This is a genomic window from Cohnella sp. GCM10012308, from assembly GCF_042649185.1.
In the GTDB taxonomy this organism is placed as follows: domain Bacteria; phylum Bacillota; class Bacilli; order Paenibacillales; family Paenibacillaceae; genus Cohnella.
In genome coordinates this window covers 213,676-226,839 of sequence record NZ_JBHRYU010000002.1, presented here as the reverse complement: position 1 = coordinate 226,839, position 13,164 = coordinate 213,676, and the positions used below count along the sequence as shown (strand labels likewise).

The window sequence follows — 13,164 nt, the reverse complement described above, 5'->3', positions numbered from 1 at the left end:
GCAAGCGCAGCCGGCTTCATCGGCTTAGCCAAACCATTCGGAAGGGGTTTCCTATGAAAAAGAAAACGACGGGCAGAAGCGCCGCCGGCGCGCTGATCGCCTCCGCGTTGACCACGGCCATGCTGGCAGGCTGCAGCGGCAACGACAATAATCAAGCAGGCGCGTCGAGTTCGCCGGCGGCATCTCCAAGCGCCAGCGCCTCCGCAAGCGCCGCGGCCAGCGGCAGTGCTTCCGCCTCGCCAAGCGCGGCGCTGCCGGATCCGGCCCAGATCTCGATCTTCACCGAATATTCGACCGCATGGCCGCCTCAGGCGGACTGGGGCGTGTGGAAATGGGTGAAGGAGGAAACGAACATCACCGTCGAGCAGAAGACGGCTACGACGACCTCGCCTTCGGAAGCGCTTGCGCTCGCCGTATCGTCCGGCGACATGGCGGACGTGATGTCCGTATTTCCGGCAGACGTCCAGAAGTTCGGATCGCAGGGCGCCTTCCTCGACCTGTCGAAGCATATGGACAAAATGCCGAACGTCAAAACCTATCTGGACAGTCACCCTGTCATTAAAATGCGGGTGACGCAGCCGGACGGCAAAATATTGAATATCATCAACGACGGCGCCGGCGCCGGCAACCAGCTGGTCTGGTTCTACCGCGAAGATATCTTCGACAAGAACGGACTGACGCCGCCCAAGACTTGGGATGAGCTCTATACGACGTCCAAAAAGCTGAAAGAGCTGTATCCGGACAGCTACCCGCTCGTGTTCAGGCACGGCCTCGGCACGTTGCAAATCTTCGCCCCGTCGTTCGGCATTCTTCCGGAATATCAGAAGGATCCGGCGACCGGCAAGATGACGTACGGACCGCTCAACCCGAACTACAAGACGATGCTCGAATACCTGAACAAGTTCTACGAAGAAGGGCTGTTCCCGCCGGACTGGCTGTCTATGGATTACAAGGCCTGGACCCAGTTCATGGCCACGAACAAGTCGTTCATCAGCGTCCAGTATATCGGCCAGATCGAGACGATGAACAACCAGCTGACCGATGGCCGTCTGAAGTTCATGGCGCCTCCGCTCGGCGCGGGCGACAAGGCTTACCTGCCTCAGGGCGGTTACGAGGATTACGGCTTCTCCGTCGCGTCGAATACGAAAAATCTCGACGCCGCGCTCCGGTACCTGGACTATATTTATTCGGAAAAGGGACGAGACATCCAAAGCTGGGGCAAGGAAGGCGAGACGTACACCGTCGTCGACGGCAAGCGCAAGCTAAACGACGTGTACAAGGAATCGAACGACCTGCGCCGCGTATCCGGCATTCTGTCGGCGGGCACGTACGGCTGGTTCGACTTCGAAGCGCCGTTGTCCCTGATCAAGGAGAGCGAGCGGGAGGCTTACGTCGAGTCGCCGAAGTATCAGTTCCCGGTCGCCAGCACCATGCCGATCCTGTCCAAGGAAGAGACGGATTCGATCTCTACGCAGATCGACGCGATCTACAAATATTACTCGACGTCCATCAGCAAGTTCATCATGGGCGAGACGCCGCTCACCGAGTGGGACAATTTCCTCAAAGAGCTGGATAAGTACGGCCTGCAAAAGGTGCTGCAAACGTATCAGACCGCGCTCGATCGCCAGAACGCGTCGAAATAATCACGAATCGAAGAGCGGGGCCGTCGTCGGAGCATCGACCGACGGCCCTCTCCATATCGCGGAAAGGGGATGAAGCCGTGAAGCCGACGCTGATCCGGAATCTGAAGCGAGACCGGACTTACTTCCTGCTGCTCGCCCCCGTGTTGCTGTACTACGTGCTGTTCAAGTATGTCCCCATGTTCGGGATCGTCGTATCCTTCAAGGACTACAATTTGTTCGCAGGCGTATGGAAAAGCGACTGGGTCGGGCTGAAATATTACAAAATGTTCTTTCAGAACCCCGATGCCTACGACATCATCAAAAACACGTTCGTGCTCGGCATTTACAAAGTCGTATTCGGATTTCCCGCGCCGATCGTCCTGGCGCTGCTCCTTAACGAGCTGCGGTGGAAGGCTTACAAACGCTTCGTACAGACCGTCAGTTATCTGCCGCATTTTTTATCCGCCGTCGTCGCCTCGGGCATTATCATCATGCTGCTGTCGCCGAGCACCGGCTGGATCAACCATGTCATCCAGAGCTTCGGTTTCTCGCCTGTCAACTTCTTGCAGCAAGCGTCCTGGTTCAGAACGGTCTATATCAGCTCGGAAATCTGGCAGGAGATCGGCTGGGGCTCGATCATCTACCTGGCCGCGCTCACCGCGATCGATCCGCAGCTGTACGAGGCGGCGCGCATCGACGGGGCGAACCGGTGGAAGCAGACGCTCCACGTGACGCTGCCCGGCATCGCGCCGGCGATCGTCATCCTGTTTATATTGCAGATCGGCAAGGTTCTCGAATTCGGATTCGATAAGGTGTACCTGCTCTCCAACCCGGCCACGTACGAGACGTCCGACATCATCGCGACATACGTATACCGCATGGGGATCATTCAAGGCAACTTCAGCTACGCGACGGCGATCGACCTGTTCATGGGGCTCATCGGCCTGGTCTTCGTTTATTCCGCCAACCAGGTGAGCCGCCGGCTCGGGGAGACCAGCCTATGGTAAGGAGCGACTCTCATGACTAAACGCATCGGCGTCTTCGATATCGTCAACGTCTTCATCTTGTCCATTGTCGCGGCAGTGGCTTTGTTCCCGTTCGTCCATATGGCGTCCGTGTCGCTCAGCTCCGCAAATTACGTCGTCCGCAACGAGGTCAGCTTTTGGCCGCGGGGTCTGCAGTTCGATGTTTACGGCGAGGTGTTCCGGGACAATCGTCTGTTGGTAGGCTACAAAAATACGCTCGTTTACGTGGTGCTCGGCACCGCGCTGTCGCTCTTTTTTACGTCCATGGGCGCTTACTCGCTCTCGAAGCGGACGCTGACGTTCGGCAAGCAGATCATGCTGTTCATCGTGTTCACGATGCTGTTCAGCGGCGGGATGATCCCGACGTACCTGGTCGTGCGCAGCTACCACCTGATGGATACGGTGTGGGCGATGGTGCTGCCCGGCCTCGTCTCGACCTGGAATCTGATCGTGATGCGCACCTTTTTCCAAGGCATGCCGGCGGAGATCGAGGAGTCCGGCAAAATCGACGGTCTATCCGACATGCGCACGCTCTTCAGCATCGTGCTTCCGCTGTCCAAGCCGGTGCTGATGACGATCGGGCTGTTTTATGCCGTCGGCATCTGGAACAACTTTTTCTACGCGCTGCTTTATTTACGGGATGAGAGCCTGTATCCGCTGCAGCTCGTCATCCGCAATATCGTCATGGTCGGCCAGATCGGCGATGCGATCACAAGCGCGGCCAGCGATCAGCAGGGCATCGTGCTCGAGTCGCTCAAGTACGCGTTTATCCTCGTCGGCACGCTCCCGATTCTTGTCGTCTATCCTTTCATCCAGCGCCACTTCGTAAACGGCGTGCTCATCGGCTCGGTGAAGGGCTGACTGCGCGAAGCGCGCATCGGCCGCATTTAAAGTCAATTTAATCTCAGTAAAACGTCATGACATCCCATATTCAAGCGAATCTTCCCTATGGTAAGGTGGAAAATAAAGATTGATTCGCAAGGTTCACGAAGAGCAAGGAGGGTGCTCGTTGGTCGGCTATGCGGTCGTGCTCGGCGCGGTATTCATCTGGGGCGTTTCTTACATCGTCATGAAGGAAGCGACGACGGACTACCCGCATGTGCTTTTTCAGTTCTGGCGTTATGCCGCGGTGTCGCTCATTTATCTCGCCTGGTCTTACCGCTCGCTGAGGTCGATACCGGCGAAGGTATGGAGGGCCGGGCTGTTTGGACTTGGGCTCGCGAACTTCACGCTGGGCATCTTCTCGATCTTCGCCGTGCAGTATACGACGCCGACGCGGGTCGTCGTCATCAACAGCTTTATCATCGCGGTCGTTCCCTTGCTGCGCTGGATTCACGACAAGGCGCGTCCCGAGCGGCACGAAAAATGGGCGATCGGCATCGCGCTCGTCGCCATCGCGCTGCTGATCGATCCGCGGGACGGCGGCTTGAAGCCGGGGGACGGGCTTGCGCTGCTCGGCATGATCGGCTATGCCTATTCGATCGTACTGACGAACCGGCTCCTGCTTCGGGACCGGGCTTCCGTCGTGCAAGTTTCCATGCTCGGAATCGTAGGCTGTTCCGCGTACTTTAGCGTCGCGGGCATCGTCTATGCCTGCCTGCGCCCCGAGGGGTTCGGGCTTAAGCTTCTGGTTTCTCAGCCGGGCACGCTGACGGGCATTCTCTTTATGATTTTGTTCGTCTCGCTCGCGGCCAATCTGCTGCAGGTGTTCGGACAACGCAAGCTCCCGCCGGTGACGGTATCGATCCTGTTCTGCCTGGAGCCGGCGGTGACGGCGCTGCTAGACTACGTCCTGCTAGGCAATCCGCCGTCGCTTCGCATGGCGCTGTGCGGTACGCTGCTTATATCGGCGACGCTGGTCGTCGCGCTGCGGGGTCTGACAGGCCTTCCGCGCAAGCGAGACGCCGGGACAGGGAGACGCGCAAGGTCCGCAGCCGGCGATAAGCGCGGAGAGAGTCCTCCTTTGTGAAGAGACTGACGGAACGCTACGGAGACGAGGGGAAGATAAGACCATGCAAGTTCGCGATCAGGATTACTTGACCGCTTGCGCAGCGCTGGCGGATACAGGGGCTTACCTTACGACTGGCACGCAAACGGATTGCGCCTACGAAGCCGTGACCGCATTGCTGACCGAAGCGCGCGTCCCGACGACTGAGGCGGATGCTTACCGGTCGGTCGCTTTTCTCGAGCAATGGCCGCCGTCGCTCGCGGCGCGCATTCAAGCCGCATTCGGCGCGGCGGCGTCGGATGATCCGGAGGCATACGCGATCGTGGCGGAGGAGGACGAAATCACCGTTTTTTCCGCCTCCGGACGCGGCCTGCTGTACGGCGCGGCGACGCTGGTTCGGATGGCGGAGGACGGCTTCGTCCGGCACGGTCTCGTTTACAATCGGCCCGCTTGCCCGGTTCGCGGCGTAAAGCTGTATTTGCCGACGCGCGAAGGCATCGCTTTTTTTAAACGCTTCGTCGATATGCTGTGCCGCTTCCAGTACAACACGGTCATGCTGGAGGTGGGCGGCGCGATGGCATACGAACGCCACCCCGAGATCAACGAGGGCTGGGTTCGCTACTGCGCGGAGATGCGGGAATATAGCGGCAAGACGATACGCATCCAGGAGCAGACCTTCCCCTGGTACAAAAACTCGATGCACGTCGAGAACGGCGGGGGAAGCTTCCTGACGCAAGACGAGGTTCGCGAGCTCGTGCAATATTGCAAAGCCCGCTTTATGGATGTCATTCCCGAAGTGCCCTCGCTCAGCCACTGCGATTATTTGCTGATCAACCACCCGGAGATCGCCGAGCGGAAAAACGATCCGTATCCGGATACGTACTGCCCGTCCGACGAGCGCTCGTACGCGCTCCTGTTCGACGTGCTGGACGAGGTGCTGGACGTATTCGAGCCGAAGACGGTGCATGTCGGGCACGACGAATACTACAGCATCGGGCTTTGCGAGCGCTGCAAGGGCAAGGCGGCCGAGGCTTTGTACGCGGACGACCTCCGGCGCATTCATGGCTATCTGGCGGAAAAAGGCGTACGGACGATGATCTGGTGCGAGAAGCTGATCGACGCGAAGGACGGAAGCGGCAAGCCCTGGGGCGGCGCGGAGCGTCCGATGGTCAGCCATGAGACCGGCGAGCCGTTCGGCGAGACGATCCCGCCCACGTACAAGGCGATCGATCTGGTGCCGCAGGATATTCAGATGCTTCATTGGTACTGGCAGATCGACGCGGCATACGACCGGCTGTTCCTGGACCGCGGCTTGCCGCTCGTCTACGGCAACTTTGACGGCCCTTCTTTTTTAAATTGGAAAGCGCGTCTCGGCGCCGGCGCGCAGGGCGGCATTCTCTCGAACTGGAGCGAGACCGCTGAAGGCAATCTGCAGCGCAACGGGATTCTTTTCTCGATGGCTTATTCGGCTTTTATGTTCTGGCGGGCGGATTACGAAGAAGGGGAATATGCGGCGATCGCCGACGCTTCGTTCGAGGCGTTGTACCGCGACCGCTACCGGTCGCTTAAGCGCCTTGCGGCGCACGCGGAGGCCGGCGCGGGTACCGTATACGTGGAGATCGTGCACGCCACGGACGACTTTTGGCCGTACCGTCGCTTTTTCGACGGTATCTTCCTTGACGAAAACGAGTACCGGATCGGCGCCTATACGCTGGTTTACGACGACGGCAGCGAAGCGGAGGCTGCGATTTGCTACGGGACGAACCTATCGGGACTCGACCGCAGCTGGGAACGCGCGGTGCCGGACGACGAGCCGCTCATGAAGGACGCCTATAAGGTCGACGATTCTTTGCTCGAAGCCGCGTATACGACACGTCCGACCCACACGCCTTCAGGCACGTATTACCGCTGGATGCTCAAAAATCCGCACCCTCGCAAAAACGTTGCGCGCGTTCGCCTGACCGTGGACGACCCGGCGGCCGCCAACATAATCGTCAAGGAAATCAGGCCAGTGCCGCCGTCTCCCGCCTGGACGGCGGGACGAACGGCGCGCAAGCCGTTGGTGCGGATTCTCGGAGAAGGCGGCATCGTCTGAACCGGGCTCGATGAATGTATCATTCAGGTCCGAGCAGCGCGTTCAGCATCGCCTCGCCCAGCGTCCGGTCGAACGGTCCCCAGCCGGTATCTTCGTTTCCGAACGCGTGATTGACCATGTTGCCCTTGAGCTCCGTTACGAAATATTTGCCGAACCGGTGCAGGCTGTCGAAGTATTCGAACCCGCCGACAAAAGCCACGCCGTATTCGGCCGCCAGTCTCCGGTACAAGGCGTAAAACCGGCGGATATTGCGCTTCGCGCCGTGCTTCGTGAAGAGCGGATTGACGCCGTTCACCATGACGATCATGCAAGCCGCGCCGTATTCGAGAATGCGCTCCAGGATCGTTCTGACCGTCCGCTCGATATGCGCCTCGGAATGTCCGGAGCACGCGTCGTTGATCATATATTCGAGGACGACGAGATCCGGCGCGACGGCGAGCACCTCTTTTTCCAGCCGATGAATGCCCATCGTCGATTGCTCTCCGCCGACCGCGACGTTCGAGCTGAACAGCTTGGCGTCCGGGTATCGCGCGCGAAGGCCTTCCATTACCTGATAGGGCCACAAGCCCGCGCGAGTCGCGCTCTCGCCGTAAAAAGCGATGCGGAGCGGACGCCCTGCCGCCATGGATTGCCGGAAGCCTGCAAGATGTCCCGTCTGCTCCAGCGGGATCGACGCCGCCGGCGTGGCGCCGGCAAGCACGGACCTGCGGTCCAAGATCATCTCCGGGATGGCTTCGATGGTGAAGCGCAAGGGGACGGCTACATCATCCCAGGAAGGCAGCGGGAATGCGAGACCGAGGCCCCAGTCGACTTCAAAACCGTAAGCCGTCTCCATGACGAGGGGCAGCTCTTCGTCCCACTCGAATGAACGAGCCGTCGTCCAGCGCAGCGTTTCCTGCGTCAACGTCAGGCCGGTGCCGTAATCTTCGCCCGAGGCGCCCATGCGGATCAGGGGACTTCCGCCGGAATTCGGTTCAATCTCTACGTAATAGGTGCGTCTGACCATATCTTCGTACCGGCCGCGGAGCGCGACGGGCGGGGAAGACGTGGACATGCTCGAGAGCGCGCTCTCGCCCCCGTACACGCAGGATTGTCCCCAACCGGTAAAAATATGGGCAAGCACGAAGCCTTCCTTCACAAGCGGCGGCTCGGGCAGCAGCAGCTCCCTGGAATCCGGCGCGTCGACCTCCCCCTCGACTACCGACAAGGATCCGTCTTCCCGGAGCACGACCGCATCGTACCGGCAGAGCCACACCGCATAATCGAGCGAGAGCGTCTCGCCGTCCGCGATCCTTCCGCCGGGTATTCGCTTCACCGTGCCCCAATGATAATCGTACGTATAGTCGGCATCGGGCGCATACTTGGTCGCGCGGTCGCTTGCATACACCGCCAGCGTACCCGGTACCATGCGCTGGTAGGGGGCGCCGCCGCTGCCGCGAATGTCCTCGCCGTTCCACCAGGATGGCGAGGCGGTGCCTGTCCCGCGAATCGCGTACACTTGGTCGAGGTACTGCCTTTGACCGGCTGGCCGGATCTGCAGCTTGGTCTCGCCGGGCAACTCTACGACGCGGTCCGCTATAGTAAGAAAGCCGGGTTGAACGATAACCGCCATCGAGACGGGGGCGGTAGAGACGACCGATAGGCCGGAGACCTGCGCGTTCAAGGGAATTCACTCCTTCGAGCTCTGTTGGTTTGCCCCTATTGTAGAACGCGCTTGGCCGAACCTATATAGATAATCGTACAATCGCGTATTGATTTTTGTGCAGCTTTAAGGCCCTGGAAACGCAGGGCCTATTATTATATGTATTGTCCCGGAAACTGAAAGCGTTTATATTAGCGATACAGCGGCTTGTACCGGTCCGGGCGGCTGCATGTTATCTGTAAGTGCGAGGCCGATCGATCACGCGACAGGGATGATGCGATGAACTTCATGAAGCGCTTTACGCCATTTTTTCACAACCGTAGCGTAATCTCCAAGTTTGTCGCCATTTACGTGTCCATTTTATTGGTATCGTTGGCCGTCACGGGCTATACGTTGTACCGGCAGGCTGCGAATTCGGCTATCGAGCAGGCGCAAACCGTATTGGAGCAAAATCTGCTGCAGACCAAGGAGAGCATTAAAGAGAAGGTGGCGATGACGGAGAATATATCCCAGATCATCGCGTTCGACTCGCGCATGCAAACCTTTCTTGACAGCGATTTCATGATCGAAAGCATTCAGCTTCAAGATTACCGCGACAATATCGCGCCGATTCTGGACAATATCATGAGGCAGAACCCTTACATTCATTCGATCCATGTCTATATGGGCAATCCGACCATTCCGGAGCTGTACGGGGGTTATGACGGCTTCTATAGCCTGCAGCGGATTCGGAACGACCCGCAGTACCAGCCCATCCTGGAAAACCATGCGCTGCGCTCGGTTTGGCGTGATCTGCACAAGGAGAAGGTGCTGCTGGTCCGGCCCGACCTGACCGCGACCGCGGACGTGCTGTCTTTTAACCGGAAGGTTTACTCCATCCGCAATTACGAGGTGGCCGGCATGGTCGAAATTGAAATTACGGCCAAAGAATTGTTTAAAACGCTGGAAGATTCGGTATCGACCGAAATCGGGGACGTATACATCGCGGACGGCAGCGACCGGATCGTTTCCGAAAACGTGCCTGGCGCCTACGGAAAGGAATTGAAGAAGCTGAATGTTACCGGTCTCCCGCTTGAAGGCAGCGTTAACCGGATCGGGAATGTAGGGGGCAAGCGCGCCATCGTCATTTCGGTTCCGCTGCCTGGGCCGGGGCTGCGCGTTGTCGGCGTTTTCCCCCTCGGACATGTGCTGGAGAAGGTAAACGAGTCCATCCGGACGACCATCGTCGTCCTGGCTCTGGCGCTATTGCTGCTCAGCCTATTGGTCTACTACGTCACGGTGAAGCTGCTATCCCGCATGAAGGTGCTGCTGAAGGCCATGAAGCAAGTACGGGAGGGCTCGCTGGACGTATCCGTGCCCGTCGTATGGAACGATGAATTTTCCCAAATGGCGCTGAGCTTCAACCATATGACCGAGCGTATTCACGGGCTCATAGAGACCGTTTATAAAGCCGAGCTGCTGGAGAAGGAAGCGGAAGTGAAGGCGCTGGAGTCCCAGATCAACCCGCATTTCCTGTACAATACACTGGCGACGATCTCCTGGGTGGCACGCAAGGCGAAGGCGCCGGAGGTCGTCCGCATCTCCGATTCTCTCGCGAAGTTCTATCGGCTGGTACTGAACAAGGGGAGCTCGGAAACGCCGATCGGGAACGAGCTCGACATGGTCAAAGCCTATCTGGCGATTCAAAAGTTCCGTTTCGAGGATCGTTTCGACGCCATTTACGAGGTGGACGAGCAAGTCAGGGAATTCATTACGGTCAAAAACATTTTGCAGCCGCTCGTCGAAAATGCGCTGGTGCACGGCATCGAGCCGAAGCGGGCGCACGGCACCATCATCGTCAAGGCCAGGCTGGAGGAGGATCGGGTCGTGCTGCAGATCGCCGACGACGGCGTCGGAATAAGCGGCGAGCGCTTGCGCGAATTAAAGGAAGGCCGGCCCGTCGATTCGCAGGGCAGCGGATATGCGCTGGCCAATATTATGGGACGCCTGCGCATGATGCACGGCGATAGCCATCGGCTGGAGCTATTCAGCCGCCCCGGGATCGGGACGGTCGTTACGATTTCTTTTGCGGCAAGGAGGAGGACGGACATTGCTTAAGATGCTTATCGTCGAGGACGAGCGCTGGGAGCGGGAAGGGCTCGCGGAGCTTTTTGATTGGCCGGCGCTTGGCATCGGCTCCGTCGAGACCGCTTGCGACGGCATTGAGGGCCTGGAGAAGGCGATCGGCATCGAACCCGACATTATCGTTACGGACATTTCGATGCCAGGACTCAGCGGCATCGAGATGGCGAAGCTGATCCGGGAGAAACTGCCGGACGTGCGTTTTGTCGTTCTGACCGGTTACGACGATTTCCAATATGCGCGCGACGCGATCCGGTTCGGCGCCGTCGATTACCTGCTCAAGCCGATCGACGAGGAGGAGCTGCACGCGACGCTGGCGCGGATCGCGACCGATTGCGTGGAGGCCGCGCGGCGGCGCGGCGACGAAGAACAATGGCGTCGGGCGCATGAAGAAGGCCGGCGGGCGTCGCTTAGGACGTCGTTGGCCGCGCTCGTCGCCGATCGCGAACTTGCGGCAGAAGACGCCGCCGGCCTTGTAGCGGCGCTTGCCGTAGCGTTCGAAGGTCCGGCTCCGGAGGCATTCGGCATTTGGATCGTTCGCGCGCCTGCGGCAGTGGATCGGACTGCTCCTGCCTTCTTCGAGGAGGAAGCTGCGCAGGCGCTTCAGCGCCCCGTTATCGCATATACGACGGGAGAGGGCGCTGCTCTGGACGCCGCGCTCCTGTTCGGCATCCGGACGGAGGAAGCCGAGTCTTTGCCCGAGCTGGCGACGCGGCTGCTTCATCGCCTGGCTTCCGTACAATCGCCGATGCCAGGCGGCGAATGGACGGTTGCGATCGGCGGCCCGGCGAAGACGCTGCCGTCCGCGCGCGAAACGTACCGGGAGGCGGTCAAGGCGCTTCGCTTCGCCGTATGGAGCGGACGGACAGGGGTGGCGGAAGCTGCCGACGAAGTGAAGGAGCGAGCGAGCTTCGCCAGGGAAGCGGAGACGTTGGACCGCCGCTTCAAGGAGCTGGCGAAGCAGGTACGCAGTAGTCTTGGCAGCGGCGACGAGCAGGCGGCCGAGGAGACGCTGGACCAGCTATTCGCGCTTATTGCCGCTTACCCGGGCGCTAGCCGCGCCTACGTAGTCAGCCTTCTCGGCGGACTCGTCGAAGGGATGCTGTCGGTTGCGGCGCCTGCCGGACTGGCTGCGGAAGGCGATAACGCGTTCGAGCTTGAGGCGCTGCTCGCGAGCGAGGGGCAGGGCGAGCTTCGCATTCGCATGCAGACCGCCGTACGTCGTATGGCCAGGATGATGCGCGATAAGCGCGGCAACAAGGACGATTCTATGGTAGAACGGGTTGTTCGCCTGATTGAGGAACGGTACGGCAACCCGAGTCTGGGCCTCGCTTATCTTGCAGGGGAGGTGTTCGTCTCGCCCAATCATCTCGGCGCGACGTTCAAGAAGAAGACCGGGAAGACGCCGACCGAATACATTCAGGATTACCGGCTGGCCCGGGCCGAGGAGCTGCTGCGCACGACGGGACTTCGCGTATCCGCCGTCGCCGAGCGCGTCGGCATTCCGAACACGTCCTACTTCGGCACGTTGTTCAAAAACGCCTACGGCATGACGCCGGGCGAATACCAGGATATGAGCCGGCGATGATAATGTCCAGACGCCTTTTTAAGGCGACTGGGCTTTTTTTGTCAGCGCTTTCGGTGAGGAGTAAGCGTTTCATGCGAACGCCGTTGGATTTTGATACTCGTGTGTGTTTTTTGTATATCGGACTGTTGGTAGCGCTTTCTATAATGGGAATACGCCAACACTCAAGTCGAAATGGAAAGGAAGAAGGCCATGAGCAGCATGCCCGCCAAGCGCAGCCTGACCAAGCGGATCTGGCTGCAGCGGTACCTGATGATTCTCACGCTGCCGGCGATTCTGTGGATGATCCTGTTTAATTACATTCCGATGTACGGCATCATTATCGCCTTCCAGGAATACACGCCCTTCAAAGGATTTATCCATAGCGATTGGACCGGCCTTGCCAACTTCAAAGAACTGTTCGCGGACCCGACGTTCCGGGAATCGCTGTCGAACACCTTCAAGATCAGCATCGCGAAGCTCGTCTTCGGTTTTCCGGCGCCGATCGTGCTGGCCCTGCTGTTAAACGAACTCGTTTTCAAACGCTTCAAGCGCGTCGTCCAGTCGCTCACTTACTTGCCCTATTTCGTTTCCTGGGTGCTAGTCGTGGGTCTCATGTATACGCTGCTCGATCCGGACACGGGCGTGCTCGCCAAACTGCTCGTGAGGCTCGGCCTTATCGGCGACGAGACGATGCTGATGGGCAGCGCGCATTCCTTCCTGGCGCTCGTGGTCATCACCGAGATCTGGAAAAATATCGGCTGGAACTCGATCATTTATCTGGCGGCGATCGCCGGCATCGATCCGCAGATGTATGAAGCGGCCGTGATGGACGGGGCCAACCGCTTCCAACGAATCTGGCACATTACGCTTCCCGCGATCAAACCGACCATCATCATTCTGTTGATTTTGTCGATCGGCGGTCTCGTGAACTCGAACTTCGACCAGATGTACCTGATGCAGAACTCCATGACGCAAGATGCGGCCAACGTGCTGTCCGTCTATTCCTACAAGATGGGTCTCGTATCCGGCAGATTCTCGTACGGCACGGCTGTCGGGCTGTTCCAGTCGCTCGTTGCGTTCGTGCTTATGTACATGGCCAATTATTCGTCGCGAAAAATAACGAAAGAAAGCTTGTTCTAGGAGG

9 protein-coding genes are annotated in these 13,164 nt (G+C 59.0%); 8 read left to right on the top strand and 1 reads right to left on the bottom strand.

The window, feature by feature from the left end; all coding sequences use genetic code 11:
* Positions 1-53 precede the first annotated feature (53 nt).
* The 5 genes from ACFOTD_RS04245 to ACFOTD_RS04225 all read left to right on the top strand — a co-directional run bounded on the left by ACFOTD_RS04245 (position 54) and on the right by ACFOTD_RS04225 (position 6,690).
* On the top strand, positions 54-1,643 hold the full coding sequence (locus ACFOTD_RS04245; RefSeq protein WP_378116049.1) for an extracellular solute-binding protein: 1,590 nt from the start codon (positions 54-56) through the stop codon (positions 1,641-1,643).
* Between the two features lie 77 nt (positions 1,644-1,720).
* Positions 1,721-2,629 (top strand): ABC transporter permease, encoded by a 909-nt coding sequence (locus ACFOTD_RS04240; protein WP_378116047.1) that lies wholly within the window; start codon positions 1,721-1,723, stop codon positions 2,627-2,629.
* Positions 2,630-2,641: 12 nt separating this feature from the next.
* On the top strand, positions 2,642-3,508 hold the full coding sequence (locus ACFOTD_RS04235) for a carbohydrate ABC transporter permease (protein ID WP_378116045.1): 867 nt from the start codon (positions 2,642-2,644) through the stop codon (positions 3,506-3,508).
* Between the two features lie 148 nt (positions 3,509-3,656).
* Positions 3,657-4,616: a DMT family transporter gene (locus tag ACFOTD_RS04230; RefSeq protein ID WP_378116043.1), complete on the top strand. Its 960-nt coding sequence runs from the start codon at positions 3,657-3,659 to the stop codon at positions 4,614-4,616.
* Between the two features lie 43 nt (positions 4,617-4,659).
* On the top strand, positions 4,660-6,690 hold the full coding sequence (locus ACFOTD_RS04225; RefSeq protein WP_378116041.1) for a family 20 glycosylhydrolase: 2,031 nt from the start codon (positions 4,660-4,662) through the stop codon (positions 6,688-6,690).
* Positions 6,691-6,709: 19 nt separating this feature from the next.
* On the opposite strand, the gene ACFOTD_RS04220 is transcribed toward ACFOTD_RS04225, so the two are convergent.
* A complete protein-coding gene (locus ACFOTD_RS04220) occupies positions 6,710-8,353 on the bottom strand; it encodes an SGNH/GDSL hydrolase family protein (RefSeq protein ID WP_378116039.1) in 1,644 nt (547 codons plus the stop codon).
* A gap of 258 nt (positions 8,354-8,611) precedes the next feature.
* On the opposite strand from ACFOTD_RS04220, the gene ACFOTD_RS04215 reads away from it, so the two are divergent.
* The 3 genes from ACFOTD_RS04215 (at position 8,612) to ACFOTD_RS04205 (ending at position 13,160) form a co-directional block, all read left to right on the top strand.
* Entirely contained in the window at positions 8,612-10,429 is a 1,818-nt protein-coding gene (locus ACFOTD_RS04215) for a cache domain-containing sensor histidine kinase (protein WP_378116037.1), read from the top strand.
* Between the two features lies 1 nt (position 10,430).
* Entirely contained in the window at positions 10,431-12,041 is a 1,611-nt protein-coding gene (locus tag ACFOTD_RS04210; protein WP_378116490.1) for a response regulator, read from the top strand.
* Positions 12,042-12,230: 189 nt separating this feature from the next.
* Entirely contained in the window at positions 12,231-13,160 is a 930-nt protein-coding gene (locus ACFOTD_RS04205; protein WP_378116035.1) for an ABC transporter permease, read from the top strand.
* The last annotated feature ends 4 nt before the right edge of the window (positions 13,161-13,164 follow it).